Genomic DNA, 24,656 nt, shown 5'->3' on the forward strand with positions numbered 1-24,656 from the left:
CTGGAATGTTTTAAGTGGTTGTTGCAGCAGGTGGTGACTCAATGATCGCGTATTCTCGATCCCGGCTCGTGCCCTCGGCCTCGAGGAGGTTGTACTGAGCCATCTTCGAGAGATAGGACCGGATGGTCCGTTTCGTCCGTGGGTCGTCGACTTCGTCCGTATAGCGCTCGTGAATCTCGCCCGGGCCGAGCGGGCCGTGCTCACGAACGATGTCGTAGACGACGCGCTGGTGCGGCGTGAGTGAGTCGAGGCTCTTCTGCTTGATCTGGGCCCGAGCATCCTCGGCGGCGTCCAGGAGAATATCGTCGGTGATGCGCTCGTGGTTCTCGCGATCAGCCTTGCCGGCGGCCGTTCGGAGGATGCCGATTGCGAGGCGGGCGTCGCCGGTGGCCGCGTCGGCGATTCGATATAGCTGGTCGTCGGTGATGACGTCCTCGTCGAGCCCCCACTTCGCCCGCGCACTCAGGATATCGTACAGCTGCTCGTCGTGGTACTTGTCCATCCGGACGTGTTCGCTGGAGCGCAGGCGGCTCACGAGGCGGCCGTCGACGCGGCTGAACAGCTCCTCTTCCTTGTTCGCGATGCAGATGATCGCAAACTGCGGGAGGCTGTGGAGGTCGTAGATGACGCTGGGATCCTCCAGTTGGTCGACCTCGTCGAGGATGATGACGGTTCGAGAGCCGTCGTGCTGCTGGAGGCGATCGACGAGTTCGTCGTGGGGCGTCGACTGACGGTGGATGTCGATGGTCGCGCCGAGGTCGTCGAGGATCTGATAGAGCGTGCGGAATCGGGTGTAGTTCCGCCAGCAGTTGACGTAGGTCGCCTCGACGTCGAGGACCTCTTCCCGGAGTCGTTCGGTAACGAACTTCGAGATGCAGGTCTTGCCGGCGCCGCTGGGTCCGGTGACGATGGCCGTGTCGGCGGGCTCTCCGTTCGTGATGGGCTCGAGGACGCTGGAGAGATGGTTGACTTCGGCGTCGCGATGCTCAACTTCCCGAGGAACGAACCCGGCCCGGAGGACGCGAGCATCGCGAATCATCTGTCTCTGACAGACTGATTTCGGGTCAGGTTACAAAAGCCTGACCGGGTTGCTTCCGGAAACTCCCATGATAGTACCATCTTGAGCACCCAAAAACCTACGCTGTATCTCGATTTGTGTTCGTGGAAAGTCGAGCCTTCCGGAAACTTCCGGAAACTCAGCTCCCACTACTGATTTGGCACTAAGTGGGTGATTTCTCTTTGGCCCTCCAACGACAGGATGCCGGAGTAATGGTCATTATCGATAGAGTGACAAGCAAATCTAATCCGGCCATCGAGCTTCAATGCCATATCTTGGAGTTCAAAACGGAACACGGGTAATCCCACCACAAGTAGCCGACGGCACGACTGTTACTTGTCCTGCGTGCGACCAACCGATGGCCGTTGTACGGTCTCACGAACGAGGTTCTGCTTTCATTTCTCGTCATTTTCGGCACCACGAACAGGAGGGTCGTTCTGAGATGGGCCAAACTACAGGTCAGGCAACCTTTGCTGATCTTGTAGATGTCGGCGAGTGCCCTGGTGAATCGGACGAACATATGAAAATGAAGTCGATTGCGTATGCTCGATTGGAACACGATTTCCCTGATGCGACAGTTGAGCTTGAATCCGGTATCGACGGCCGAATTGCGGATGTCCTGCTCACATTCGACACTCCCCGAGAGCCCTATGGAAGGGGTATCGCGATAGAGGCTCAGTATCGGAATCAGGGCAAAGATATCGAGGCAGTTACTGACCATTATCTACAGCGTGACTATAGCGTTGCGTGGCTCGATGAGGGCGATTTCTCAGAGTACGATGTTGATCTCTCCGGAATACTGTCCGTCTGGCCCTATGCGCTTCCGTCGCGGTCTGATATGGAGGGGTACCCGGAAGTCATCAGGTGGCTCTGGCAAGAGAAATCGCCCACTGTTGCGTTGGAAATCCCTATACCAGGAGAGTATTGGGCTTCGTTCGATAAGTCGGATGAATGGGTGACTGTCGCTCAACAAGATCTCCGCCGGAAGGGACGCGCTTGGGCGACTGTTTCTCGCTCACCAACGGGTCAGCTTACTCTTCAGCTCGGAAAGAAGGACTGGGGCTGGGATGGCGATACCCACCGTGTCACCGTTCAACTTGAAGATTCGGATACCCAGGAACTCCGATCATTCACTGATAACTTGGAACGGCTAGCGTTTGGACCAGATCGCCCGAGTGAGGAAGATCGGGAACGCCCTTGGCATGATTTGACGACTGCTTGGTTCGCTGGCTCTCCTCGTGTTACCTCTTGGCTTTCGGCTTCCCTCTCTCCCGATGACGACGTGGTCCTCTCGTTAGGAAAGAAACATCCCAAGGAGACTGACCGAGTTAGTGTTCAGATCGACGATACTGCGACTCAGGCTCTGGACGACCTAACCACACTTCTTGAGAGGTCCTTCGAACTGGAGGCCTGACTTCTACTACAACGGCTGGTGTTCGAGGATGTGCTCCATAATGAGCCGTTCGCGGGCGTCCACGAACTCTTCGAACGTCATCTCCTTTGCGCCCTCCGGGATATGATGAGTCTGCTTGTAGTCGTCCGTTCTGGAGTTCATCCAGTCCTCGAAGTCATCGTCCGATTTCATCTTGTTCGTCTTGTCAATCAGTAACTGGAGGTTCCCCACCCGGTCAGCATCTGCTTCTTCGGGGAGAACCGATTTGGGATGATGTGGTCGATATCGTAGTCTTTGCCCCGTGCCGGCTCATCGGGGTAGTGTGATAGCTGCAGAAGGAACTCGATGTCGCGCTTCCCGTACTGGAGCTCCTCGAAAAGCGTGGTCAACTTTTCTTCGGTGAAACGGAGGGAGGTTCCGTAACTGGATGCCACTTCATCACTGATCCGCTCAAGTGGGAACTCCGAGCTCTCTTCCTCTCGGATAACATCCCGGACGAGTTCTGCGATCTGGTTCGATGATTGGCTGGTGAATCCGTTGAGTCGGGCTGCACAGATATAGTAGAGAATGTCACGACGTCGCCCGCGACCTTTGATTGAGGTCGAATCGAGCGAGGGATTCTCGTTCTGGTAGAGGTAGTAGGCGATAGGTGTGTAGAGGGCGGGACTGAGGATGTAGGTCACCGTCGGATAGTAACTATTCAGAAGCTCAGCGAGTTGTTCCATCGTGTTCGAGAACGTATCGGTGAGCCAGATCTCCTTCAGATTCCGCAGCAAGTCGAGTGCTGTAGTTGTCGAACCGATACTGGATCTCGTTGCCGTTGATTGCGAGCAGTACCTTCTGGACGTGCTTCGTAGCAAAAGGAGCGTTCCCACCGTCGATGATCCCGTTCAGTTCGTCGACCATCGAGTGCACCTCGTCCCGTGCGTTGATTTCCGGCGGCTCCTGTTGCCAGCTACTAGTCATCAACGACAGGAGGATTTCGGCACGATTCGGTGTCACCCCTCCCTGATTGATCCGTACGAAGACGTCGCGAACACGGGTGATGTCGTTCTCGTCTTCGGTAAAGAAGTGGAGCTTCTCGTCCTTGTGGACCGCTCGATAGAGGTCCTCGAAATTACGCTGAGCGTTGAGAATCAGACTATCTGAATTCTCTATCTCGGGGTGGTTCTCGACCAGCTCCTGGATCTCTCCCTCAATTTCCTGGCGTTCTGCATAGAAATCGTCGTTGTCAGAGATGGACATGATTCGGTTGACTGGATACCAGTATGCATTCGCGGTTGCGGACTGCTCAGAGCGGAAGGAGAAGTCGTATTTATTGCCGAGTTCCGAGTCCGCTGTCTGCGGGTCCGAGAGGAGGTTGAGATAGAGTCGCTTCCTGAACCCACGAACTGGCCTTGTTCCGAGGGTGGTTGTGTTTCCGCTCGTAGAATGATCCGGTCAGACCGATATTGAGCGCGGTCAGTCGCTGCTGGCCGTCGAGGACTAGTTTCACCGGTGACGGGAGTGGGTCTTCAGAATTGTGCGGGGGGTTTCGATGGGTCGGTGTTGTGAGTGACTGGGGAAAATTTGGTTCGTCGACGTAGTGGGTGACGAAGCGATATTTGGGCTGAGCCTGTGCTTCCTCAGCCGAGAGGTTCCACTGAAGGAGCGCACCGATCGGATAGTCCCGTAACAGGGAATCAAACAGATCCACGATGTCACTCGTTTCCCAGACGAACTCCCGCTGAATCGCGGGTAAGAGATAAGAATAATTTATGTTTTCCACGACCTCAGCGATCCGCTTGGTTTCCATATTCCGTCTTGTGGTATGCTGGTTTTATATATCTACATAGTGGTGGTCGCCTATCATTTATAACGAAACAGAGCAATTTCTGATACGGAAATGAGCTTGAATATCCCACTTCCTGCGGGTCTCGGGGACTATGCTTGGCTCGAAACTCTTGTTCAACGTGAAGAAATTGATCAAACGATTCCTCTCTATATCGAAGCTGATGACGGGATTGAGGTCGTCGCTGTTTCCCTTCTCTGTGAAGATGATCTTCGGATGATCTACCGGGCACCTAATGGCTGGCAATTGCTCACAGAATATGAGTTGTCCGAGGACCCGATTATTCACGTAGACGACCTCCTTGATGCTGTCGTTGCATTTGTGGGAACAGACGCGAGAGTTGTTCAAAAACTCGCTCAGGAACTCGGTGAGAAGTTAGAGGAGCATTGGAAGATGGGATTTGTTCCGTATAGTCAATCTGGGAAGGGGGACAAATTTGAGGAACTTAGACAGGACTGCAATTGCTCAGGGATTGACGACCCGTCAATTGAGCGTGTTCCGGGAATGTCCGAAATCGAGGAATCAGCAGAATTTCGCTGCCATAACTGTATGAGCTTATATGGTACTCGAGTATCAGGGTCGTAGAATCGATCTTGATGAGGTGTTCAGTGCTGAGTGGCTCTTCACGAATTCGACTCCGGATGACATCGTGGAGATCGGTGCCGAAGATTCATTTCTCGTATATTCTGATGGTCGACCAATAGACAAAACAGAACGAGTCATCGGCGCGATGACTAGCTATGGTGGTGACACGAGTTCTTCTTTTGCCCGATATATCCCTGAGAACCACCAGGGATTGCTCTATATTCGAGATGACGACGCGGCTGGATACGTCACTTGGGAAGAGCTGGATGGAATACAGGTTCTTCGACAGCTGTATGTCCGGGATCATTACCGGCGCCGGGGGATTGCTGAGGAATTGATTCAGACTTGGTGCCAGGAGTACTGCGAGGATGGTGTCTACTACATCGACGAACCGAACGACAAGAGCCGATCTCTGTTTTCAAAACTGGGTCATATTGACGGTGACGGTGAGTACGAAGCGATCGAACTATACCCGATTCGCGGAGTCGGAAATAGTCTCGACGGTAGCCAGACTCTCCCTCAATAGTTCATCCACGCTCTCATCAACTCAATCAGCCAGGTCTCGAATTCCCTCTACCACACTCTTTCCTTGCCAACCCACGATCTGATCTGCGTGGTCTTCAACGAAATTGGGCATCTGCTCGTTTCCGCGCGGTGTAACACCCAGAATAGGCTTGCTCTCGATTTCAGCTAAAATAGTTTCTTTCTTGATCCATTTGCTGTGTGCTACGTACATTCCCCCGAGTATTATTACGACCGTAGCTGGCTTGATCTGGTCTTCCCGGAGCGCCTGTTCCAGCTCCTCTTCGGTGTCAGCATCGATCTCATCCACCTTCGGTACTGAGTAGTTCCGGAAACTGAAATTCGGGTAGTCGCGAAGTAGTTCTACCATCCGATTGTACTCGTCGCTGTACTCCCAAGAGTGCGAGATGAACAGTCGGTATTCGCTCCGACGGTTGCTTGAAGATCTGCTGTTGAAGCTCATAACTATATGCGAATTGTTGACGGCTTACCCGTTTAGTACTATGGTCCTCTCTGATGCGGAATCCAAATCTGCCGATATTCCAGGGGGAAGAACTTATACTATTTAAAAACGGATTGTTCATACGGTTATGAGCCAAGACACCTCCTCCCCATTGAAAACCACCTGGGAGGCTGCGTTTGATGATATTCGTGGCAGTCCAAACCCCGAATCAGCTGTTCGATTCGTTCTGAAGTCAGCTGTTAACGATCTACCTACCGGATTCTATCGCGATGATGGAGACCGCCTACTGCCGACCTACAAAGGGAACGATCTCGGAAAGGAGTTCACCGTTCGAGAACTCGGCCCCGTTTATACAGTAAGAGCCTGTCATAGAATCCATCTCATAGCTTGAGCTTCTCGCGGCCAGGGTTATCGCCCCGCTCAAAGCTGGTGATTGCAACGACGAGCCGGAGACACAGCGCAACGAATACTTCTGTTCGTGCGTGGACGCGGCCTCGGGCGCGGACGTGCCCGAGGCCGCAATCCTTGACTGCGTCGTTAGTTCGTTCGACTCCTGTCCGGCTGTTATACGTCTCGTCCAAGATAGATTGTTTCAGCTGAACGTCCTCGCTGTGTTCCTCGATTCGGTCTTCGACCCTGTACTCGATGTCCTTCGGGTCGTCAGTGTTTCGCGGATTGTATGGAGCGATTGGCACGACCCCTGCGGCCAGCAGGTGGTCGTGCCAATCGAGGATGTCGTAGGCGCTGTCTCCGAGCATCCAGACCGGTGTATCGACGGCGAGCGCGTCACGCGTGACGCGCATCGCCGTCTCTTGATCTGCTTGTTTAGCCTGTGCGAATTCCGCCGCAATTGGGATCCTCGCGCCGGTTGAGGCGATTGTACAGCCGAAGCCGTAGTAGTACTCTTCGGCTGTTCGATCGTAGTTCCACGATGCGGCGTCGTTGTGTTGGATCGCTTCGACGTGAGTCGAATCGATGGAGTACGGTGGAGTCGAGCAGGCCGCGGGCGGCGGCCTGCTCGACGAGTCTGTTGAAGACATCGTCAACGACGTGTTCGAGATCAGTGAGAAACCGGTCAATGGTGTCTCTGGATGGCGGTTTGTCGAGACCGCAGTAGTACCAGACAAGGCTGTGTTGGAGTTCTCGTGTGACTGGACGAGTGCCGTAGACATCCTCGTAGTAGCAGTGTAGAAAGCCGCGAAAGAGGTCTGGTGGTTTGTGAACTGGCGTTCGCCCCCGCTTCGAGGGGGCGAACACGTCGTAATCCAGCAGAAACTCGAACTCAAGATGCTCGAACAGCGGTACCGTCTCGGTAGCCGCTGCATTCAAGAACTCGTTGACCGAAGCTACGTTTTGCAGGGCTTTGGAGCTGGTGGACACAGTTTCCAAACCCTGCTGCTTCGCACGTGACGCTTTCTATGACAGGCTCCAGTAACGCAATCTGGGGATAACAGTCTCCCTGAGCTCAGTTCCTCTCAACCATCGCTCTTCGAGCCGAATGACCAACAGTCGGGCCTTGTCCCGACCGACAATTCCCTGAGCCGCAGTTCTACCGACACTCAGAACCAGCAGGGTCTCTCGTCTGGACAAAAAATCGCTGGCGGTGCTTTGCTCCTATATGCTGCCTACAAAGGGCTGGAAGCCTTTGCCTCTGCAGGCTCGTCGACTCAAGAGTCCTCTTCCTCCTCAGGCGGAAATACTGGGCAATCACTCCCTCGCTTAGCACGCGCTGCAACTCGACTTGAGGACAAGCAGTACAACGTTTTTGTCTCCCACTCGTGGGAGTACGACGAACACTACGAGCGTATCGTTGATTTCCTTGATGAGGTTCCGTCGCTCAAGTGGCAGAATCATAGTGTCCCTTCAACTGACCCCCTGCCCGTGGATACCGAGTCTGCCCTTCGTTCTGAACTCCGGAACCAGATGAAAACGGCGTCGGTTGTCGTCGTAAGTAGTGGAATGTACGGTGCTCACAGCACTTGGATCCCGGAGGAGCTGGAACTCGCCGATGAACTGGACAAGCCGGTGATCGCAATCATTCCAGAGGGACAATCGAAGGTCCCCGAGAAAATCCAAGAAGTCGCAGATACTCAGGTAGGATGGCGAAAGGCCTCGCTTGTCGACGCACTCGCTGAATATGCCTGATTCAACCGACGAAGCGGCGGTTGATCTCTCAGAGGATGGCGCCGATACTGACGATGGAGACACGCCCGAAACAGAACCTGAACACTCTGAAGAGGTCACTGGAGGGGACCCTGCTGAGCCATCTGAGGAGGAAGATGTTACAACTGGACCGCTGGCTAATCTAAGTGAGGACGAGAAGAATCGACTGATGGAGCAGTACATACATTACGGGGAGGTTGCGATCGAGACAGCCAATCAGCGAGTCCAGATGAACCGCTTTTTCGGTCTGATTTTAACCTCGATACTGGCCGGTCTCTTTGCTCTCGCCCGCGGCAATCTCACAACCACTAACGCTGCGATCGTTCTCTTCGCATCAGGATTCGGCAGTCTGATTTGCTACTTCTGGTATCAGAGTCTTCAATCATACCGCCGGCTGAACAAAGCTCGATACGCCATCCTGAATGAGATCGAGTCGGTCCTGCCTGTTCGTATGTATCTCGATGAATGGCGATATTTGAAGCGAGAGAAGCCTGACCCGGAAATCGTTGATCCCCGTCCAGCTGAAGATGCTGACCACCGCTCACATACGATTGTGGAACAGTGGTTCGTCCGCCTATTGGCTGCTGGATACATATCTGTCGGAGGGTATGCCGGAGGATTCATTTTTACTCCCCAAGTGAAGAGGTTCATCCCATCACTGCCGGACCCATCGGTGGTTGGTTTTGGTGTTGGTGGCGTCCTCTTGCTCGGCTTAGCTATCCTCTTTAGGATTCAAACCCGCTGAGAATACTATGAGACGCTTCGAAACCGGTGATTCGGTCCGAATCGATATCCCGGACGAGACAGATCCAGATCACGAGCGCCTCCATGGACGTCGAGGAACAGTCGTTGAGATCATCTCAGACGATGCGGGGGCTGTGACTGATGATCAACGAGAGGGCTATCTTTTTCGGGTTAAAATCGCTAATGGTGACACCGTTGACGTCCGCTGGCGGGATCTTCGGCCAGTTTGATTGGCTATTGTCTGGTGCTATTTCTGTAGGGAGGTCACTAAACACTAAGTTCGCGTACTGAATACATCTCTGCATTACGATGCTCTCACTTCCTCCGCTTGTCGATAACGCTAACAGAACACTAGAAGACGCTTACAAGCGGATTATTCCTCAGATCGAGGAAGGCCGTATCGCAACTGGCTACTTTTATCTCTCAGGATTTGACCTCTACCGGGAAGACCTTGAAAACCTGGCTGACCCCGATGAGCTCGGCCACGCTCCGCTTCGGATTTTGATGGGCCGTCAGACGAATAGGGGAACTGCTGACGAAATCGGTGAGGGACAGAATCTCAAAGAGGAGCTCAAAAGAGAGGTGAGAGAAAGCATCTCGGAGCTGAATAACGCTCAAATTGGCCGACTAGACCGGCTACGAGACTTTATCGCCGAAGGCGAGGTGAGCGTCCGTGTGCGAAATCCTGAAAACGGTTACTTCCACGCAAAGGGTGCCTCATTTCGAGCGCCACTCGAAGATGACGAAGATTGGGGACAAGACGAGGATGAAGACACCCGCCCATGCGCTACAGTTGTCGGCTCCTCGAACTTCACCAAGAGCGGCCACCAGAACAACATCGAGCTGAACCTCACGAGTCAGGATCGACACAAGGCCGAAGCGTTCGAGGAGTGGTACGACAACCAGTGGGCCAACGCCGAGGAGTTCAGTGAAGAGATCATCCGAATCATCGAGAACAGCGAGGAGTACCAGGACTGGAAGGAACAGCAGGAGGACGAGTCCGACCAGGAGACGTCATCTGAGGAGCTGGGCACGTATCTCGAACCGTTCGAGCTCTACAAGCTGCTCGCCTACGACGAACTGAGTGGGAACGTCAACATCCGTGACAGCCCACTGTACTACTTCCAGAAGCTCGGGTACGAGAGTGCAAAGGAAAAGCTTTCACAGTTCAACGGGTGCATCGTCTCCGACTCGGTCGGCCTGGGGAAATCATTTATTGGCGGTGAACTCCTCCACGACTACCGCCAACGTGGCGACCACTGTCTCCTCATTGTCCCGGCAAACCTGACTGATCAGTGGGAAGACCTACTCCAGAACGACACTGACGAAGACGGCAATCCGTACTTCGGGTTAGAGGTAGACGGCACGCACCTTGACGTGATGAGTATCAGCAAGTTCCAGAATCTCTCCTACGACGAGGTGCAGGACCTCAAAGACGAGTTCGACGTCCTGCTTATCGACGAGGCTCACCGGTTCCGGAACTACGGGAAATGGCGACCGAATCCGGACCACGATGATGACTACAAGGGGACGCGACGACACGCGAATCTCAGGCAACTCCGCGGAAAGACGATGATTATGCTGACCGCGACCCCGATTAATAACAGCGCTACCGACCTAAAGAACCTCATCAGCTTGTTCACCAGCCCGGAGGAACTTCGGAACAAGGCGTCACTCGACTTTGATGCGTTCGACGAATATATCGAACTCTCGGAGACGCGAAAACGCATCGCATCCGGGAAAGAGGAGGTCGGCGACGACGAACAGCAAGAAATCACCGAGCAGCTCCAGCGACACTCCTCTGAGATTTCGAATATCCTGAACGAAGTGATGGTTCTCCGGACGCGCAAGCACGTCAAAGATCAGATTCAGGACAGCGAAGACTTCGAGATGAGCTTCAAGCCGCCGAAACTCAACAAGCAACAGTACTCCCTGCCGGCGGCCTACCAGCCAATATATCGGATGCTTCCCGACGTGATGGACGCCCTCCACCTTCCCCACATCACAGTCAAAAATCCGAAAGCAGGGAGCACGCTGAAAGCCCTCTACAAGCTGAACCTCCTCAAACGGCTCGAGTCCTCAACGTACGCGTTCGTCCAGTCGATCGAGACGCTGCATCAGAGCGAACGCCAGCTTCTCGGCCTTCTTGGTGAACTCCCTGAGGACGAAGATATCGATATGCTCCGAACTGTTCGGGAGGGAGATGACTCTGAACTCGGTGACTTTGTCGAAGGAGCCGACGCTGCTGAAGATCTCGAACAAACACTCGAAGAATTTGGTTTCGATACCACCGCTATTCAATCGGAAGAAGGAGCTGATACCGAGGGAGATGAACTGGCAGACGCCACCATCGGCGAGGTGAAGACGTACATTAGGGAGGACCTCACTCTTCTATCGTATTTCCTCTCGCAGTTCATCGGTGATGTCGCCCGGGATGCGGGTGATGTGAGTGATTATGCGGTTTCCACGCGGCAATGGCTCGCTGACCACGACGCTGGTGTCCTCCCAGATATTCCTGAAGAAGAGATGAATCCGATTCTCTACCCGAATAGTGACTTGAGCGAAGTCGACCCTGCCACACGCGACTTTTACGAGGCCGTCTTTTCACTCCGCGAGTTCCGCGACCCGAAGATCGACCGACTTGCAGATGTCCTCACGAATCACGATCAGAAGGTGCTCATCTTCACGCAGTATCGGGCAACTGCAGACTATGTCTATCGAACCCTCTGTGACAACGAGGATTCACCACTCACAGAGGCGAACAGTGCCGTCGTCAAGGGCGGTGACGAGAATAAGCAGGACATCATTCAACGCTTTGCACCCGAAGCGTCAGGCTACCAGCAAACGCTCGCCGAGTCGGGGACTCAGAGCTACAGTACGTAGTGGCCACTGACACGCTGAGTGAAGGGGTTAATCTTCAGGACGTTCATGTGGTGGTCAATTACGACCTGCCGTGGAACCCGATGCGGATTGTCCAGCGTGTCGGGCGAGTCGACCGGATCGGGAGTACCGCCGAGAAACACGTCCACAACTTCTACCCGGACGGCGACATCGAGGCGGCGATCAAGCTCCTGAAACGCCTACAGGCAAAGATCAACGATATCGCGCTCATTGTCGGAAAGGAGAACAACATCCTTGATCCGAACGAAGATCAGGTTCTTGAAAAGACAGGTGTAGATACGGAGAAGACTATCGGGGAATTACAGGTGGACGAGATCGAGGACTCTCTCCAGAAGTCTCGTGAAATTGACGACGTGAATGAACTCGACGACACGAGCAAGAATCCGCTCCTCCGCAATGCGGGGAGTAATGAACACGCTGCGTTCGAGCGGTACCTTCTGAAGCGAGAACTGAACGAGGATTACGACCTGACTGCGGAAGACTTCGAGTACGCTGAGGACTTCTTCGGTGACCCGCCGGAAGAACGGGAATTCCTCTACACGAATGTAACTGACCACGATGCAGGTCCTCGTCCGGGCGTATTCGCCCTTGCCCACCTCTGGTTCGACGATGATGACCACGAGTCCCCGCTTGGTCGCGTCCGTCGTGCTTTCTACTACAAGCCCTTCGCCGACGAGGTCAAAGAGCGGCCCGTGAGCACGCTCAACATTGACCCTTCAGTTGACGGCGAACCGATTACCGGAAATCCAGAGACGGTATTATCGAATCGCGGTGAGATTCAAGCAGTACTTGACGAGCGTCTGGAGGTGATTCGAGAAGGCCAAGTTGAGGGTGCTTTCAAACAGGGAGAGGCCTTCTCGAAGGAACAGGAGACGATCCTCGATTTCATCAGTCACTACGTTCAGCCGAACCACGGCGGTGAGCCAGCTCCTGTCGAAGAGTTCGAAACAATGGGAGAATGGGCTACCGACATCGAAGAGCGGCTGCAGGAGGTAAAGCTCGCGAACACGGATGAAGACCGAATTCTACCGGGAGATCTTTCGCGAGAATTAGCAGTACTACTCCTTCCCAGAGTGGCCGACCGGGGAGTTCCTCAGTCAGCTTGAGGAGTTCTCTGGAAGAGAACGTCGAAGCCTCTACTGAATACCAGACGAAACTGATGGGAGAGAGTGATGTACGAGCGAAGCTCGTATGCTGGGGAGTTGTCGGACAGTGATTCGGGAGCTACGGTAGGGGCCCCTTCTGATCCAGTAAATCATATTTCTCCAAGACCAGATCGAAGTACATCTCGTCCATCAGCTTCGGATTCTCAACGCGATGGAAGTCGTCGAGGACAAACTTCACGTCACGACGTTCCAGGCCATACGCGTGGAATGCGGCCGCATCGATTTCAGCCTGTAATTCTCTGCGTTCTTGATCTTCTACCGCTGCCTCGATTCCGCCGAGTCGCTTACGCATTTCTTTGAATTCTTTCCCGTAACAGTTCAATCGGGCAGCTCGTTCAGCGATATAATGGAACCAGTCATCTCCGTCGGTGAGCCGTGGTAGCCTGGGATTCCAATAGCTCGCGCTTGACGATGTGCGTCTCGACTTTAGTTCGCATCAGGAAAATCGAACGCAATGCTGTTCAGGAGTCCCGTTGCCACGAAGAGTTCTTGATCCGTAAATCGCCGGACGTAGGGTGACCGAAGTGGGGACTCTGTGAGGTGTTCCTCTTTAGGCTCAATAGCGAACGGCTTGAACGTGTTAATGGTGTGGAGACAGATGACGTCCTTCGGAAGTACCGTAGCAATTATCGTCCGCTCGTCCCGGGATCGAGAAACGTCTCGAATGCCGATTCGGTATTCAGTGCAATCGAGCAGGACATCTTCTTCCTCAAGTCCGTGACTACGGTGTTCTTCGAGTAGTTCATCTACGTATTGAACTTGAGACTTGCTCGTCTCTGAACCTCCAAAGGCGTCGTAGATTGCTCGTTTGAGGTTCCCCCGGTTGAATTTTTTCTCTCGAACACGGTACTGGGCACTATTCGGTGGATCGTACATCCCCCGACTCCAATACCGGGGGTTGTCCAAACTCTCTGTGTGGGTATTATCGTGTTCGAATTGGTGGATGTTCGCACCCCCATATACTGGATAATCAGCATTATCAGGGGAATCTTGCAATCGGTCTTTATCGGTGGACTCGACGAATTCTTTCGTCAACATATCCACAGACCAAGCACCTCCGATATTCTCATCTAGTAGGTGGTTGAGTGACTACCTTGCTGAGGACATCGGCTTCGACTTGTGATGTGATCGAGGGAAAATTCTACCCTCGGGAGAATAATCGAGAAGCACTTGTCGTGGGATTTCTGCGGCCACGTCCTCGATATTATAGACCACGTCCATACTCCGTTGATTGAAAATACCTCGGAGTCGACTGGTCCTTCCACCATACTCAAATGTCAGAATTGCAAATCGGTACTGCCGATGTATCTGCTCAAAGATTCCCTTATTTTCGAATCCGATGAGGTTCTCTATGTCTGTGTGATCCAGTAGATGCGTTCGGAGGTCTTTCCCCATCACTCCCCCGAAGATAGTCCCGGGAGGAGCAGACTCACCTTCACGCCGTCTCTGGAGAGTCTGAATACCCGCTCAAGAAATAGAGCCGAAAGTTCGTTCTTTGTCGGCATCGTTTCGACCCCCCACCACCGGAGATTGGAGCTTATAGACATCTCCCTGCGTGAAGAAGTCTGCCTGAGTTTCCATCGATTCCTTGTAGTCCTCCCATTCCCACGCAACTTCAGGGCTTGAGAGGAGTTCTTCCATCACACCATCTTTTTCCTCCGACGGATAGGTACGGAACTGCTCATCGTAGCGGATGAAGAAGTCGTCGCGATTCGCGTAGAGCATGTCCCACGGCGGGTTCCCGATGAACACGTCGAATCCACCTCTCTCGAAGACATCGGCGAACTCCAACGGCCAGTGGAAGGGGGACCACTCCGAATTTCCTCGATCGTTATGTCGTCAAAGCCAGCGTCTTGAAATTCTCGCTGAAGGATTTCATCAGATTCGTCCCGGTGTTCCTCTATTCTGTCTTCTGCCTCCTTCCGCCATTCTTGAGCTTCAATACTGGTCTCCGCTTTCTTGTGCTTCTTGATGGCCTCTTTCACGTCCTCAAAACGAGTTTTCACTTCCCAAGAATCGAGATCGCTGTCTCCGTCTTCGTTACTTTCGATGTCCGTATCGAGTTGACCAATTAGGCTGTTGCCCTGTCGTACGTTGAAATCGATGTTGGGGAGCGGCTCCACCTCGCTCGGTTCATCCTCGATATCAGCGACCATCGACAACCAGAGCCTGAGCTTGCAGATCTCAACAGCACCTTCGTCGATATCGACTCCGTACAAATTGTTGAGTATGGCCGTTCGCTTTGCGTACAGTGATGAGGAGCCTTTTCCAGACTCGATTTCCTCAATCTCTTCTCGCGTTCTGGATTCTAGCTCCCAGCCTTGCCCTTCAGCTTCGAGCCGCTGGAAATACTCAATGCATTGCATCAACTGAGCGTCTCGCTATTGGCTGTTTTCGACTTGATTTACGAATGCTCGTGAAATGCGAGCTGCTTCTTGCATACTACGCAACGGGAGGATTGACCAGTTCAGTCGAAAGTCACCCTCGTATCCATCATTTTCATATCGAGTAAAGCAACTTTCAGGTGGTATGACTCTCCAGCAGATCACCGCATCCGATATCGCGGGCTGGGACTCTTTACAGGATATAGCGAACTCCTTTGAAAAACGCGGGCTCAAACCACGCCCGAAACTTGGGGCGATAGCGAATGCAACCGTAGTCCAGCTTGATGATGACGAATTCATCGTCATCGTCAATGCTGGCCCCGGTGAGACTGCCACGGACTTCAAACCGGAAAATCGCTCACGGCATACCAACCTCGTTGCCACCAACGATTTCGAGACCTTCACCTTCATTACGCGAGTCCGAAGCTGGGAGGGGCAGCAGCACGGTCGAATTAAGCATCAAAAGATTTCGTTCTCGAAGGAGCAGTTCACGCGGGACAGCGGAGAGAAGAACACTATTCTCCAGAAGCTGAACTCGATCGAGTACGGTTCCTCTGCTGCGATATACGATACGCTCTACGACACGCAACAGGTCGTCAAAGAGTTTTATGAACAGTTCGAGGAACTCCGGACGGATCTCATTCAAGAGGTCACGGGCATTCCCGACGACCGTGGTGACGCGAAGCAACGATATGTGCAGGTCATTCTTGACCGGATGATATTCCTATACTTCATCCAAGAAAAGCGCCTCCTTGATCGGAACCCGAACTACCTTCACGAACAGCCGAATGAAGTCGTTGACGAGGGCGGTGACCACTACGAAGAGTTCTACGAACCGCTCTTCTTCGAATACCTCGCAGAAGACAAGCAGAACCCTGATTTCGGTAGTCTTCCGTACTTGAACGGTGGCTTGTTCGCAAGGAATCCTGTCGAAGAGGAGTTCCAGGACGCGAAGTTAGGTGGCCCTGCCGAGAAAACGAACGAGCTCTTCGACGATATCCTCGACTTCCTCTCCGACTGGAACTGGAACGTAGACGAACGACTCGATATCGTCGATCCCAAGAACCTCTCCCCAGCGATATTGGGCCACATCTTCGAGCAAACGGTCAATCAGAAGGAGATGGGGGCGTACTACACACCGGAAGAAATCACGGGGTTCATGGCCCGACGGACGATCCATCCACATCTGCTCGATCAACTCAACGAGGCTGTGGACGCAGACTACGACGAGATCGACAATGTGTTCGGATTCCCCGTGCCCGAGGCAGATAGTAGCGCAGGAGCTGTTGCCGATGGTGGAACTATAACTCAGCAAGTTCCAACGGGAAACGTCCAGACCAGCCATGTGGAGAGTCTATACCACGACATTCTGAAGGAAGCACACATTCTCGATCCCGCCGTAGGAAGTGGCGCCTTCCTGCTCGCCGCACAGGAGGTGCTGATGGACCTATACATGCAATGCATCCAGTATTTCCAGCGGCTCGAAGCTGAAGGGCAAGGCTGGGAGCTGGAGAGTCGTAGTCGTGAGGAATTAGAACGTATCGAGGGTGGGCATGGTGGGGAGTCGCTATACGCCAAACGCTCGATTCTCTGGATAATCTCTACGGGGTGGATATCGACGAGGGCGCTGTGGAGATCTGTAAACTCCGTTTGTGGCTCTCGATGGTTGCGGATATCGAAGACGAGCCAGGGGAGGTCGAACCGCTCCCGAATATTGATTTCAACATACGGCAGGGGAACAGTCTAATTGGATTTACAGATCTCATCGAAACCGTCAATGAACAGGGTGATACCTCACTCACAAACTATGGAATCGGTGAAGAAACGCCGGTTAGCGAGTATTGTGAGGACGTAATCCACGCTCAGCGGAAACACAAACGGGCAAATTCCTCAAAAGAAGCAACCAACGCCCGTCGTCAGGCAGAGTCGCTCATCACCAGCTACAGTCAGAATCTGGACAACAAGGTGCTAGATGAGTTCCATAATGCCGGCGCTGAAATCACTCTGGATCAAGTTCGAAGAATTCCACCCCTTTCATTGGATTCTCGAATTCGCGCTAGTCTACGACCAGGGAGGTTTTGATCTTATTATCGGGAATCCTCCTTGGGACCAGCTTCGAGCGAGTCGCGATGATTACTTCGTCAAGTTTGATGAGCAGTTCCGGTCCCGGATGCCTTCGAATAAGGACGAGATGCAGAAACAGCTGCTGGAAGACGAGGAGATTGCCGAGGGATGGGAGGAGTATCAAGAGCAGATAGAGAAGCAAATGCGGTACTTCACTGATGGTTCTGAATACATCCTCCAGAAACCTGTTATTGATGGACGGAAGGATCCAAATGAAAACGATCTTGCGGCACTCTTCTTGAGAGATTGTTCGAACTCGTGAGCGACGAGGGGTATGTAGCGCAAGTTCTACCCGGAGTGATCTTCAGTGGCTCTTTCTCGAAAGATCTCCGGATGAAACTTTTGAATGATGCGGAAATACAGTCGTTGGTTGGCTTCGAGAGTCATGGAATATTCGGTGATCTTCATCGACAGTATCAGTTCGCTGTTCTCACGTTCAAGAACCAGGGGGAGTCGGAGCAAATCAAGGGAATATTCGATCAACATGATGTTTCTGTCCTCCGTCATTTCGACGAAAAAGCGGTTGAGATCCACGAAGTACTAACCCAATATTCGTTGAAAGCGCGGATATTCCCCAATATTACCCATCCTGAGGAAGTGGGTATCTTGGAGAGTATTGTCTCACACCCTCCGTTGCAGAAAAATCGACAATAAATGGAACGTCACTCCGCACCGTGAACTGGATCGATCACGGCGTCTGACCGCTTCGTCGAAGAGGAAAATGAAGGTGACTACCCTGTGTACGGTGGAGCAAACATTCACCAGTTCCAGCACGACAATACGTTCGATTCGAGTCTTGATTCCCCTTCACTGATGGAGTGTCGATGAAGATCAGCCTGATCTGAGCGCTAAATACCGTGTTCGGGAACGGGCGTACAACGGTGGAACGCCGAAAAAGGACATATACGAAGCGTTTGGTGGACCGAAGACCAGCAAATCACAGAAGGGATTCGTCAACGATCTTCTTCAGGAACACCGTGGACAGGACCTCTGTATGGATGACCTCCTTCCAGACTTCACGGAATACCGGATTATCTACCGAGATATCGCCCGACCTACCGACGAACGGACAATGATTTCGACTGTGTTACCCAAAGGGCTCGTTTGTGTTCACACACTCCAGACATTTTCGCCATATGAAGTCAATCCGGAGCAGGACGATCTCTCAGAGTATCCCCTGCGTTCAATCTATGAACGTGCCTACGATGACAAGGAACTGTTCGTCATCACCGGTTTACTGAACAGCATTCCGTTCGATTACCTAATGCGGACGAAGGTCGATTCACACATTGTCCGGTTCAAACTGGAAGAATCACAGGTCCCGCGTCTCACAGAGGGCGACAACTGGTTCCACTATATTTCTGACCGGGCGGCCCGACTCAACTGCTACGGTAAGGAGTTCGAGGAGATGCGGGAACGGCTCGGCGGAATTGATCCCGCTAAAGAGGAATCAGAGCGTCGGCGACTTCAGGCCGAAGTTGATGCAGCTTCTTTCCACGCCTACGGACTCGATAGGGAGGAAATGCAGTTCGTTCTTGATGACTTTCATCGGGTGTCGAATCCTCGAATTATGACGGAAGCGTACTTCGAGAAGGTCGCTGAGAAATACACTCATCTTGGAGACGTAGGGCCAATGGAGTAACTTCTTCAGCTAGCACTACGCCGGTTCATGAATGTTAGTCCATTCAGGCTTACTGATGAATGCTGTCCAGCGCTCGTCGGGTCATCGCTCCGTCGACATTCAGATATTGACGTGCCGTGGTGATGTCCTCCCACCCGAACATTGCTCGGAGAGCGGGAAGATCTAAGCCTCTTCCGGCGTGATAAGACGCTGCTGTTGCACGTAATCCATGTAATGAGGTTGCGTCGTTAGACAATTCTGGGGACCGTTCCAAGGCAGTTTCCAGTCGCCGCTGTAAGGTCGAGAACGAATACGGCCAGCCGCCATGTTCGTCAAGTAGTAATTCAACCGCGACTCGGACTCGATACGAAAAGTGGTACGGAACAGTTCGGGAAGCGGCTTCCGTTTTCGGGAGCCAATAACGCTCAGCAAAGCTCTGGAAATCTGTATTGGGATTGTGTTCCAGCCGTTGTTTCACCGCCTGTCGACAGTATCCACAGATACCGCCATCTCTCCCCTTCGTACAGTTTTGCTGTGTGGGAATCTGGATCATCTGCCGCTCTCGATCAACCCACGATTTCGACAAGTGCGTTGTTTCTCCTGGTCTAAGTCCAAGACGGCCTCCAAGGAGAATGGCCGCTCGTGTTTCGAGTCTCTGTTGTGTATCATCTATACGCCCAGCACCTTCTAACAGTAGTTCGAACTCGCGTTCGCTAAGGGCCCTCTCTCGTGTTGCTACCATATCCATCGCTGTCTGTCGATACAAAGATAATCCGCTTCTTCTTCGAGTGGCAAGGTGAATCGGTTCACTGCCGCCAGAATTGCCGTCTGATATGACAGGAAATACTTATGGGTGCCCTCCGGACGAAGCGTATGGGACTCTTTGAGACCTTATTCAGCTCATCCACTGGGGATACTGTCCCTCAGGCACAGCAACCGAGTCAGCACGAAATCTTCCCCGAGGACAAGTACAATGTCGCATACGCTGTAGCCGCTCGGCCTGAAGAAATTCGGGCGTTAGAACATCTTCTAGAAGCGGATCAGACCTCACCGACCGCCCTGGAGGCTGAGCCTTTTCTTCAGGATATAATCGAAGATATGGAACGGGATCGGGAATACTCCCTCCGCCTTCGCACCTCTGGAGAGGAGCTCGTCGACGATATCCGTGAACTCATAGAGCATTGGGACAATCAGGTAGATGAGCAGATAGGGACGATTTGGTGGCCTATCGGAGCAGATACGACCTTTAGGTTGTACCTCCATTATCTGGAACTCCGTGCTGACGCGGAAGATGACCAATTTTCGTTCCCGGAGTCTGCTGGACAGGTTCACACTCTCGTCCAGCGTGGTCTTAGTGCAATAGAAGATGATGACGACTCGAAACTCGCTGTAGTCCACAAGCGAGACATTCCTTGGGAAGAACCAGCTGAGGACAGCTGATCCAGTTCGCTCCTTCTCAAAGAGACCGATTAATTGTATCCAGTATCAAACCCAGCTATGGTAGAAATCTCAGACTCCCTGTGTTCGCTGTTCACTGCGAAAATTAAGAAGGAGGATGGCACATTCGTCATCGAGATTCCACCGAGTGAGATCAAGCATGGGGCGCTGACTGTTGATGAAACGTACCGCATCGCTCTTCTTGATTCATCCTCCGAAGCTGAATCAACATCTCCACAGAGCCCGACGGCATCCCGCCTCTCAGGGGAGCACGAGCCATGATTCATCTGGTCCTCCTGTTGATGAGGGAGAAGTGCGCGACGTGACAATCGAAACCGTCGGTGATCAGGGCGATGGTATCGCAAAAGTCGAACGGGGGTACGTCGTGATCGTTCCCGGCGCTCAGCCCGGCGACGAGCCAACAGTCGAAATCGAACAAGTTCAGGAGAACGTCGCGTTTGCGAGCATTGTCGATAGCGATCCGCGAGCACTCTAACCTGTTGTCCCTTCTGTGGATCGGTCTTCTTCTCGGTAAACCATCGGTGTGAGAAGGCTCCGTTCGCGTTTGTCTGATGGAGGTGGTTCTGAAAGTCACGTCACGTTCTCTTCACGCGCTCGCGATGGCACAACCCTCCAAAGCCGAAATACAATCTATGACAAAGGAGCCGATTGAGGTACTCGACGACCTGGCCAACCAGGTCGCCGATGAGTTCGAGGCGTATAGACAGCCGGACGAATTCAAGGATGTCTCGCTCGTGATTGAGAACAGCGACGAGGAGCGTCCGACGCTAATCGTCCACGTCGATAGGGAGGATGCGGAGGCTCTTGCCGACCGCATTGATGAGTTCCTCCGCGAGCACGGTGCTCGTACTGAACGGGAACGACACTCAGCTACGGATGTCCGTGTGTTAGCGACGGTCGACTGACAACCACCCCTCCAATTTTTTGACTGACTGCAAGCACCGCTGAAGGGCCTTATCTTCACTTCTGGTCAAGGGAGTCCCGACCGATTCAGCTCAGGTGGTCAATCTGTGCAGACAGATACTCTTGGAGACCGGTGACCGTTTCTTCTGAGACAGCTGAGGCCCCGAAGTCACTCCGAAATCCGTGCTTGAGTTCGTCGCTCTCCAAGATATCCAGTCCACGCTCAAGTTGCTCCCGTAGGGCATTGTCGTCCCCTCGCCGCAGATGGGGCGTGACAGCGTTGAGGTCGATCTCTTCAGCCACTGCCAGGACGTCTCGGAGGTCCGTTTCTCGGCCACTGTGGAGCTTTGCCGCCACGAGGACGGCCCCATCGATGACTCTGGCCGTCGTCGTCACTGTGCCCCCGCTCACCTCCTGTTGGTGGCTGTGGTCGTACAGGTAGTCGAACGACCACTGTGCCTCCGTCTGGCGACACCCGAGTCCGTTTACCAGGAGATCGAAGCCGATCGGCTGTTGCGGCGTGAGCCGCTTTTCGTACTCGATTACTTCGGTGTCGTAGAACCATTTCTTGGCGTGACTGTCCGTTTCCTCGAATCCCTGCTGTTCGAGGAACTCGACGAAGTCAGCCTTGAAGTCCGGCGCGACGACGATATCGAGGTCCGTGGAGAAGCGAGCATTGAACGCTGAGACAGCGTAGCCGCCAACAAGAACGTACTCGTGACCCTGTTGGGTGAGCTCCTCGAGCAGCTCGATGAGTGCGTCACTTCGGTTGTTGAAGCTCATGGCTGTGCCCGTTCAGTCTCTCGATACGTGACGCCGAGGTCGAGGTCCTCGTACATCCGGTCGAGCATCGCGAGCGCCGACTGGAACTGGGCGTAGTTCTCGCGCATATACTCGATTGTCTCTGCTCTCGGGATCACCGGGTACCCTTCGACGTACTCGATATCGAGTGACGTGCGTGGCTCGAGGACGATCTGCAGCGGACCGTCCAACTCGTCTCCGGGCTGTCGCTCGAAAGCAGTGGGGAGGTCGAACGACTCGAAAAACGCCTCCCAGGCGTCGACGTCCTGCTCACGAACAGCGAGGAACAGTGGATAGTCATCCGGATTCCGCCCTACTTGGTAGCCGCCTTGGGTCCACACGTAGACGGCGTCGATCCGCGTAAACGCGGACGGCCAGTCGCCGAACTGAGGGATAACATAGGCTTCCTCGATGGAGGGTGGACTGACGCCGGCGCTGGCAGCGACGAGTTCGCGGGCTGCGTCACGGATGTGCTCGTCGACGACAGCAAGCCCGTCGTCATAGGAAACGTAGCCTGCGTCTTCGAGCCGATTGACGGCCTGTCGCACCGTCTCGTACGGCGTGTGGAGGTGTTGGGCGACACGACGGATGGAGTCACCACTCTCGATGGCGAGGATAATCTGCGCCGCCGTGTCGTCGAGAACCTCGTACATCTGGTGGTTACCAATAATCCGGTAACAGTTAAAAGTCTTACTTGAGGTGCGGTTAGAGTGACTCCGACTGACTTCGATAAACGCGTCAGCTCGCTGTGTCTTGAAGCCGTCACAGTCCTAGTAATGCGGATCGTGATTCAGTTCCAATGTGGGGACTTGTTGGCCGAGAGCGGCGACGGCGAGGGCCGTACAGCAGGCGTGCGTACCTGATCCCTCTCCGGATGTTGTTGAACAGGTCTCAGGATCGTCATCGCTGGCGTGGAAGAAGTGACGAACGCGTTGATCGCTATTACGGGGGTGGAGAATACCTCGTCATTCGGTTTGCTCGTCGGCGGTTTCTTCGAGTTGATTGCCTTCGTCCTCGTCGAAATCATCCGGAGTGTACGTCATCGGGGCCAACTCGTCGTCACCGAGATCGAGAATCGAATAGAGCGCTTCGACGAAATCATACACGGGTCCAGGCGACAGGTCTGTGAGGCTCGCGATCTGCCGGATCGTGACGTCCCTTACTGTGTGCCATCACGAGATCGTATGCGAATGCGAACGTGATGATGCCGTAGTCTGCGAGGACCCGCTCGATCGCGGGGGACTCGTTCTTCTGGGCGATTCCCTCGATGAGTTCGGGCGTGATCGAGACTTCCGTCTCGCGGACCGTCAAAGCCAGTTCGAACTCTTCAACGGTGTACACGGCGGTCCCGTCATCGTCACCGACTTTGCTGGTCAGGCCCGCCTGCTCCAGATTACTGACGGCATCGTAGAGCGCCAGCTCGTCCTTATCGGGCATCGTCATCACCAACTCAGCGGATAGAGCTTCTCGTAGTAGTTCTCCAACACTTACGCTTCGCCGTTCTCAGCGTTAGCTTGCCGGATGTATTGGCACCCTCCGTGTACTCATTTTCGAGATTAGTGGTCATTGGAAGGCATCTCTCGCTAAGAGATTGATCGGTGGATAACGTTCTGTGTTTTGTCCGATATGCGTCTTGTATCTTCAAGTGAGACAGGACGAATGTAGGCGCTATGGACGAAGAACTCAGCTCTGGATCTCGTTCGAGAACTCCGCAGCGAATACGAGGAAAACGCGGTGATAGGACGCGAAATACAGGGTGAGACAGTTCAGAATCGTCATCAGGACTCATTCGAGATTCGTGCAAATCGGATCCCTATTCCGTATGATTGGGTAAATGGAGATGATCTCCCCGAGATATCCAAAGTTAATCTTCCATCCGTGGTTTCCGGCTTCCATCAGGCAGAACGCTGGTTCTTGATCGATCGGCTTTATGAGGCCGATAATGTCCCGACAGTGTCGATTCCGGAGATTACGCATAATAATCTCGTAAAGCCGCTGTCAGAGGTCTACGATCCAACCCATCTCTATGTTCCCCAATCTGAGCCATTTCTTGGTGTTCAGTCACGACAAGCCATCAATAGCGTCACTGACTCCTTTGATTCCCTCGAAGAGGTAGGACTGAATACCGACAATCGGGAGGATGTGGACGCCTGTTATGCGATCCGTGGAGACTACATTCGACTTGACCAGTGTACTCGTCTTCCGTTAGACCAAGCAGAGTGGCTCCCCGACAGAACTGCGACCCCTACGAATGAGCAGATTCCGGAACATCCGCTATATTGTGCGTACGGGACGTCTGAGGACATTGAGGCTGAGTATCTGCTGGCTGTGGCCTCTGTCCTCTCGAAGAACCCCACTATCCGAGACAACGCAGCTGTGAGGATTGAATTGGGAGATGATGCGTGATTCTGTCGGGGGTATGATCCCTACTCTGCCCATCATTTGATACTTCCATTTAAATTCCAGACACGATAAGAAACAAGACCTAGCAGCCAGGCCGTACTGCCGTCCTAGCCATAATTTCGTATTCGTTGCACTGT

31 protein-coding genes and 2 pseudogenes are annotated in these 24,656 nt (G+C 53.4%); 17 read left to right on the forward strand and 16 right to left on the reverse strand.

Annotated elements, in window-relative coordinates; translation table 11 throughout:
* Positions 1–10 precede the first annotated feature (10 nt).
* Positions 11–1,039, reverse strand: a complete 1,029-nt coding sequence (locus tag ACODNH_RS03390) for a Cdc6/Cdc18 family protein (protein WP_310931037.1) — start codon at positions 1,037–1,039, stop codon at positions 11–13.
* A 460-nt stretch (positions 1,040–1,499) separates the two neighbouring features.
* Here ACODNH_RS03390 and ACODNH_RS03395 point away from each other — a divergent pair, with 460 nt between their 5' ends.
* The gene (locus ACODNH_RS03395; protein WP_310931038.1) at positions 1,500–2,471 is read left to right on the forward strand and encodes a hypothetical protein; all 972 of its coding nucleotides are present in this window, start codon (positions 1,500–1,502) and stop codon (positions 2,469–2,471) included.
* Positions 2,472–2,477: 6 nt separating this feature from the next.
* On the opposite strand, the gene ACODNH_RS03400 is transcribed toward ACODNH_RS03395, so the two are convergent.
* From ACODNH_RS03400 to ACODNH_RS03415, 4 genes are all read right to left on the reverse strand, one after another.
* Positions 2,478–2,642, reverse strand: coding sequence for a hypothetical protein (locus ACODNH_RS03400; protein WP_434530262.1), 165 nt, complete (start codon positions 2,640–2,642; stop codon positions 2,478–2,480).
* Between the two features lie 17 nt (positions 2,643–2,659).
* On the reverse strand, positions 2,660–3,175 hold the full coding sequence (locus ACODNH_RS03405) for a hypothetical protein (RefSeq protein ID WP_434530263.1): 516 nt from the start codon (positions 3,173–3,175) through the stop codon (positions 2,660–2,662).
* A complete protein-coding gene (locus tag ACODNH_RS03410) occupies positions 3,159–3,695 on the reverse strand; it encodes a hypothetical protein (protein ID WP_434530264.1) in 537 nt (178 codons plus the stop codon). The genes ACODNH_RS03405 and ACODNH_RS03410 overlap by 17 nt, the downstream gene beginning before the upstream one ends.
* Before the next feature lie 70 nt (positions 3,696–3,765).
* Positions 3,766–4,245: a DUF262 domain-containing protein gene (locus ACODNH_RS03415; protein ID WP_434530265.1), complete on the reverse strand. Its 480-nt coding sequence runs from the start codon at positions 4,243–4,245 to the stop codon at positions 3,766–3,768.
* A 90-nt stretch (positions 4,246–4,335) separates the two neighbouring features.
* On the opposite strand from ACODNH_RS03415, the gene ACODNH_RS03420 reads away from it, so the two are divergent.
* Together ACODNH_RS03420 and ACODNH_RS03425 are read left to right on the forward strand one after the other, a co-directional pair.
* The gene (locus tag ACODNH_RS03420) at positions 4,336–4,866 is read left to right on the forward strand and encodes a hypothetical protein (protein WP_434530266.1); all 531 of its coding nucleotides are present in this window, start codon (positions 4,336–4,338) and stop codon (positions 4,864–4,866) included.
* Positions 4,841–5,392, forward strand: a complete 552-nt coding sequence (locus tag ACODNH_RS03425) for a GNAT family N-acetyltransferase (protein ID WP_434530267.1) — start codon at positions 4,841–4,843, stop codon at positions 5,390–5,392. Before ACODNH_RS03420 ends, ACODNH_RS03425 begins: the two co-directional genes overlap by 26 nt.
* A 21-nt stretch (positions 5,393–5,413) precedes the next feature.
* Here ACODNH_RS03425 and ACODNH_RS03430 read toward each other — a convergent pair whose 3' ends face one another.
* Positions 5,414–5,851: a TIR domain-containing protein gene (locus tag ACODNH_RS03430; protein WP_099254180.1), complete on the reverse strand. Its 438-nt coding sequence runs from the start codon at positions 5,849–5,851 to the stop codon at positions 5,414–5,416.
* A gap of 127 nt (positions 5,852–5,978) precedes the next feature.
* Here ACODNH_RS03430 and ACODNH_RS03435 point away from each other — a divergent pair, with 127 nt between their 5' ends.
* On the forward strand, positions 5,979–6,242 hold the full coding sequence (locus ACODNH_RS03435) for a hypothetical protein (protein ID WP_434530268.1): 264 nt from the start codon (positions 5,979–5,981) through the stop codon (positions 6,240–6,242).
* Here the strand turns inward: ACODNH_RS03435 and ACODNH_RS03440 are convergent.
* Positions 6,232–7,231, reverse strand: a pseudogene (locus ACODNH_RS03440) (transposase). The gene ACODNH_RS03435 and the pseudogene ACODNH_RS03440 overlap by 11 nt on opposite strands.
* A gap of 228 nt (positions 7,232–7,459) precedes the next feature.
* On the opposite strand from ACODNH_RS03440, the gene ACODNH_RS03445 reads away from it, so the two are divergent.
* The 5 genes from ACODNH_RS03445 to ACODNH_RS03465 all read left to right on the forward strand — a co-directional run bounded on the left by ACODNH_RS03445 (position 7,460) and on the right by ACODNH_RS03465 (position 12,765).
* A complete protein-coding gene (locus ACODNH_RS03445) occupies positions 7,460–7,996 on the forward strand; it encodes a TIR domain-containing protein (protein ID WP_434530269.1) in 537 nt (178 codons plus the stop codon).
* Positions 7,989–8,759 carry a RipA family octameric membrane protein gene (locus ACODNH_RS03450; RefSeq protein ID WP_310931040.1) on the forward strand — a complete coding sequence of 257 codons (771 nt, stop codon included), beginning with the start codon at positions 7,989–7,991 and terminating at the stop codon, positions 8,757–8,759. The genes ACODNH_RS03445 and ACODNH_RS03450 overlap by 8 nt, the downstream gene beginning before the upstream one ends.
* 7 nt (positions 8,760–8,766) lie before the next feature.
* Positions 8,767–8,988 (forward strand): hypothetical protein, encoded by a 222-nt coding sequence (locus ACODNH_RS03455; protein ID WP_234299888.1) that lies wholly within the window; start codon positions 8,767–8,769, stop codon positions 8,986–8,988.
* Positions 8,989–9,067: 79 nt separating this feature from the next.
* Positions 9,068–11,641 carry an SNF2-related protein gene (locus ACODNH_RS03460; RefSeq protein ID WP_434530270.1) on the forward strand — a complete coding sequence of 858 codons (2,574 nt, stop codon included), beginning with the start codon at positions 9,068–9,070 and terminating at the stop codon, positions 11,639–11,641.
* Positions 11,641–12,765, forward strand: a complete 1,125-nt coding sequence (locus tag ACODNH_RS03465; protein WP_434530271.1) for a helicase-related protein — start codon at positions 11,641–11,643, stop codon at positions 12,763–12,765. The genes ACODNH_RS03460 and ACODNH_RS03465 overlap by 1 nt, the downstream gene beginning before the upstream one ends.
* Positions 12,766–12,883: 118 nt before the next feature.
* Here the strand turns inward: ACODNH_RS03465 and ACODNH_RS03470 are convergent, their stop codons facing one another.
* The 4 genes from ACODNH_RS03470 to ACODNH_RS03485 all read right to left on the reverse strand — a co-directional run bounded on the left by ACODNH_RS03470 (position 12,884) and on the right by ACODNH_RS03485 (position 15,191).
* On the reverse strand, positions 12,884–13,117 hold the full coding sequence (locus tag ACODNH_RS03470) for a hypothetical protein (RefSeq protein WP_434530272.1): 234 nt from the start codon (positions 13,115–13,117) through the stop codon (positions 12,884–12,886).
* Positions 13,118–13,251: 134 nt separating this feature from the next.
* A complete protein-coding gene (locus tag ACODNH_RS03475) occupies positions 13,252–13,701 on the reverse strand; it encodes a hypothetical protein (protein ID WP_434530273.1) in 450 nt (149 codons plus the stop codon).
* 591 nt (positions 13,702–14,292) lie between these two features.
* Positions 14,293–14,550 carry a hypothetical protein gene (locus tag ACODNH_RS03480; RefSeq protein ID WP_434530274.1) on the reverse strand — a complete coding sequence of 86 codons (258 nt, stop codon included), beginning with the start codon at positions 14,548–14,550 and terminating at the stop codon, positions 14,293–14,295.
* Positions 14,466–15,191 carry an Eco57I restriction-modification methylase domain-containing protein gene (locus ACODNH_RS03485; RefSeq protein WP_434530275.1) on the reverse strand — a complete coding sequence of 242 codons (726 nt, stop codon included), beginning with the start codon at positions 15,189–15,191 and terminating at the stop codon, positions 14,466–14,468. Before ACODNH_RS03485 ends, ACODNH_RS03480 begins: the two co-directional genes overlap by 85 nt.
* Before the next feature lie 163 nt (positions 15,192–15,354).
* Between ACODNH_RS03485 and ACODNH_RS03490 the strand changes: the two genes are divergently transcribed.
* The 4 genes from ACODNH_RS03490 to ACODNH_RS03505 all read left to right on the forward strand — a co-directional run bounded on the left by ACODNH_RS03490 (position 15,355) and on the right by ACODNH_RS03505 (position 18,975).
* On the forward strand, positions 15,355–16,956 hold the full coding sequence (locus tag ACODNH_RS03490; protein WP_434530276.1) for a hypothetical protein: 1,602 nt from the start codon (positions 15,355–15,357) through the stop codon (positions 16,954–16,956).
* Positions 16,839–17,291 carry a hypothetical protein gene (locus tag ACODNH_RS03495; protein ID WP_434530277.1) on the forward strand — a complete coding sequence of 151 codons (453 nt, stop codon included), beginning with the start codon at positions 16,839–16,841 and terminating at the stop codon, positions 17,289–17,291. The genes ACODNH_RS03490 and ACODNH_RS03495 overlap by 118 nt, the downstream gene beginning before the upstream one ends.
* Positions 17,182–17,595, forward strand: coding sequence for an Eco57I restriction-modification methylase domain-containing protein (locus tag ACODNH_RS03500; protein WP_434530278.1), 414 nt, complete (start codon positions 17,182–17,184; stop codon positions 17,593–17,595). Before ACODNH_RS03495 ends, ACODNH_RS03500 begins: the two co-directional genes overlap by 110 nt.
* 732 nt (positions 17,596–18,327) lie before the next feature.
* The gene (locus tag ACODNH_RS03505) at positions 18,328–18,975 is read left to right on the forward strand and encodes a hypothetical protein (RefSeq protein ID WP_434530279.1); all 648 of its coding nucleotides are present in this window, start codon (positions 18,328–18,330) and stop codon (positions 18,973–18,975) included.
* A 49-nt stretch (positions 18,976–19,024) separates the two neighbouring features.
* Here ACODNH_RS03505 and ACODNH_RS03510 read toward each other — a convergent pair whose 3' ends face one another.
* On the reverse strand, positions 19,025–19,702 hold the full coding sequence (locus ACODNH_RS03510) for a site-specific integrase (RefSeq protein ID WP_313696097.1): 678 nt from the start codon (positions 19,700–19,702) through the stop codon (positions 19,025–19,027).
* Between the two features lie 125 nt (positions 19,703–19,827).
* Here ACODNH_RS03510 and ACODNH_RS03515 point away from each other — a divergent pair, with 125 nt between their 5' ends.
* The 3 genes and pseudogenes from ACODNH_RS03515 to ACODNH_RS03525 all read left to right on the forward strand — a co-directional run bounded on the left by ACODNH_RS03515 (position 19,828) and on the right by ACODNH_RS03525 (position 21,317).
* Positions 19,828–20,394: a hypothetical protein gene (locus ACODNH_RS03515; RefSeq protein ID WP_313696098.1), complete on the forward strand. Its 567-nt coding sequence runs from the start codon at positions 19,828–19,830 to the stop codon at positions 20,392–20,394.
* A gap of 57 nt (positions 20,395–20,451) precedes the next feature.
* A pseudogene (locus tag ACODNH_RS03520) lies at positions 20,452–20,887 on the forward strand (TRAM domain-containing protein).
* Between the two features lie 157 nt (positions 20,888–21,044).
* Positions 21,045–21,317 carry a hypothetical protein gene (locus ACODNH_RS03525; protein ID WP_220581122.1) on the forward strand — a complete coding sequence of 91 codons (273 nt, stop codon included), beginning with the start codon at positions 21,045–21,047 and terminating at the stop codon, positions 21,315–21,317.
* An 85-nt stretch (positions 21,318–21,402) separates the two neighbouring features.
* Here ACODNH_RS03525 and ACODNH_RS03530 read toward each other — a convergent pair whose 3' ends face one another.
* From ACODNH_RS03530 to ACODNH_RS03545, 4 genes are all read right to left on the reverse strand, one after another.
* Positions 21,403–22,098 (reverse strand): nucleotidyltransferase domain-containing protein, encoded by a 696-nt coding sequence (locus tag ACODNH_RS03530; RefSeq protein WP_310930791.1) that lies wholly within the window; start codon positions 22,096–22,098, stop codon positions 21,403–21,405.
* A complete protein-coding gene (locus tag ACODNH_RS03535; protein ID WP_310930790.1) occupies positions 22,095–22,769 on the reverse strand; it encodes a helix-turn-helix domain-containing protein in 675 nt (224 codons plus the stop codon). Before ACODNH_RS03535 ends, ACODNH_RS03530 begins: the two co-directional genes overlap by 4 nt.
* 312 nt (positions 22,770–23,081) lie before the next feature.
* A complete protein-coding gene (locus tag ACODNH_RS03540; protein ID WP_313696099.1) occupies positions 23,082–23,222 on the reverse strand; it encodes a hypothetical protein in 141 nt (46 codons plus the stop codon).
* Entirely contained in the window at positions 23,215–23,559 is a 345-nt protein-coding gene (locus ACODNH_RS03545) for a hypothetical protein (RefSeq protein WP_313696100.1), read from the reverse strand. Before ACODNH_RS03545 ends, ACODNH_RS03540 begins: the two co-directional genes overlap by 8 nt.
* Before the next feature lie 291 nt (positions 23,560–23,850).
* Here ACODNH_RS03545 and ACODNH_RS03550 point away from each other — a divergent pair, with 291 nt between their 5' ends.
* A complete protein-coding gene (locus ACODNH_RS03550; RefSeq protein WP_434530280.1) occupies positions 23,851–24,522 on the forward strand; it encodes a hypothetical protein in 672 nt (223 codons plus the stop codon).
* Positions 24,523–24,656 lie beyond the last annotated feature (134 nt).

The organism is Haloarcula sp. NS06, from assembly GCF_051122755.1.
Classification (GTDB): domain Archaea; phylum Halobacteriota; class Halobacteria; order Halobacteriales; family Haloarculaceae; genus Haloarcula.

What these genes read in the sequence shown, in the direction of transcription:
- ACODNH_RS03390 (WP_310931037.1), bottom strand. Translation starts at nt 1,039, where the DNA reads ATGATTCGCGATGCTCGCGTCCTCCGGGCCGGGTTCGTTCCTCGGGAA.
- ACODNH_RS03395 (WP_310931038.1), top strand. Translation starts at nt 1,500, where the DNA reads ATGGGCCAAACTACAGGTCAGGCAACCTTTGCTGATCTTGTAGATGTC.
- ACODNH_RS03400 (WP_434530262.1), bottom strand. Translation starts at nt 2,642, where the DNA reads ATGAAATCGGACGATGACTTCGAGGACTGGATGAACTCCAGAACGGAC.
- ACODNH_RS03405 (WP_434530263.1), bottom strand. Translation starts at nt 3,175, where the DNA reads ATGGAACAACTCGCTGAGCTTCTGAATAGTTACTATCCGACGGTGACC.
- ACODNH_RS03410 (WP_434530264.1), bottom strand. Translation starts at nt 3,695, where the DNA reads ATGTCCATCTCTGACAACGACGATTTCTATGCAGAACGCCAGGAAATT.
- ACODNH_RS03415 (WP_434530265.1), bottom strand. Translation starts at nt 4,245, where the DNA reads ATGGAAACCAAGCGGATCGCTGAGGTCGTGGAAAACATAAATTATTCT.
- ACODNH_RS03420 (WP_434530266.1), top strand. Translation starts at nt 4,336, where the DNA reads ATGAGCTTGAATATCCCACTTCCTGCGGGTCTCGGGGACTATGCTTGG.
- ACODNH_RS03425 (WP_434530267.1), top strand. Translation starts at nt 4,841, where the DNA reads ATGGTACTCGAGTATCAGGGTCGTAGAATCGATCTTGATGAGGTGTTC.
- ACODNH_RS03430 (WP_099254180.1), bottom strand. Translation starts at nt 5,851, where the DNA reads ATGAGCTTCAACAGCAGATCTTCAAGCAACCGTCGGAGCGAATACCGA.
- ACODNH_RS03435 (WP_434530268.1), top strand. Translation starts at nt 5,979, where the DNA reads ATGAGCCAAGACACCTCCTCCCCATTGAAAACCACCTGGGAGGCTGCG.
- ACODNH_RS03450 (WP_310931040.1), top strand. Translation starts at nt 7,989, where the DNA reads ATGCCTGATTCAACCGACGAAGCGGCGGTTGATCTCTCAGAGGATGGC.
- ACODNH_RS03455 (WP_234299888.1), top strand. Translation starts at nt 8,767, where the DNA reads ATGAGACGCTTCGAAACCGGTGATTCGGTCCGAATCGATATCCCGGAC.
- ACODNH_RS03460 (WP_434530270.1), top strand. Translation starts at nt 9,068, where the DNA reads ATGCTCTCACTTCCTCCGCTTGTCGATAACGCTAACAGAACACTAGAA.
- ACODNH_RS03470 (WP_434530272.1), bottom strand. Translation starts at nt 13,117, where the DNA reads ATGCGTAAGCGACTCGGCGGAATCGAGGCAGCGGTAGAAGATCAAGAA.
- ACODNH_RS03475 (WP_434530273.1), bottom strand. Translation starts at nt 13,701, where the DNA reads ATGTACGATCCACCGAATAGTGCCCAGTACCGTGTTCGAGAGAAAAAA.
- ACODNH_RS03480 (WP_434530274.1), bottom strand. Translation starts at nt 14,550, where the DNA reads ATGCTCTACGCGAATCGCGACGACTTCTTCATCCGCTACGATGAGCAG.
- ACODNH_RS03485 (WP_434530275.1), bottom strand. Translation starts at nt 15,191, where the DNA reads ATGCAATGCATTGAGTATTTCCAGCGGCTCGAAGCTGAAGGGCAAGGC.
- ACODNH_RS03490 (WP_434530276.1), top strand. Translation starts at nt 15,355, where the DNA reads ATGACTCTCCAGCAGATCACCGCATCCGATATCGCGGGCTGGGACTCT.
- ACODNH_RS03500 (WP_434530278.1), top strand. Translation starts at nt 17,182, where the DNA reads ATGAGTTCCATAATGCCGGCGCTGAAATCACTCTGGATCAAGTTCGAA.
- ACODNH_RS03505 (WP_434530279.1), top strand. Translation starts at nt 18,328, where the DNA reads ATGGATGACCTCCTTCCAGACTTCACGGAATACCGGATTATCTACCGA.
- ACODNH_RS03510 (WP_313696097.1), bottom strand. Translation starts at nt 19,702, where the DNA reads ATGGATATGGTAGCAACACGAGAGAGGGCCCTTAGCGAACGCGAGTTC.
- ACODNH_RS03515 (WP_313696098.1), top strand. Translation starts at nt 19,828, where the DNA reads ATGGGACTCTTTGAGACCTTATTCAGCTCATCCACTGGGGATACTGTC.
- ACODNH_RS03525 (WP_220581122.1), top strand. Translation starts at nt 21,045, where the DNA reads ATGACAAAGGAGCCGATTGAGGTACTCGACGACCTGGCCAACCAGGTC.
- ACODNH_RS03530 (WP_310930791.1), bottom strand. Translation starts at nt 22,098, where the DNA reads ATGAGCTTCAACAACCGAAGTGACGCACTCATCGAGCTGCTCGAGGAG.
- ACODNH_RS03535 (WP_310930790.1), bottom strand. Translation starts at nt 22,769, where the DNA reads ATGTACGAGGTTCTCGACGACACGGCGGCGCAGATTATCCTCGCCATC.
- ACODNH_RS03545 (WP_313696100.1), bottom strand. Translation starts at nt 23,559, where the DNA reads ATGACGATGCCCGATAAGGACGAGCTGGCGCTCTACGATGCCGTCAGT.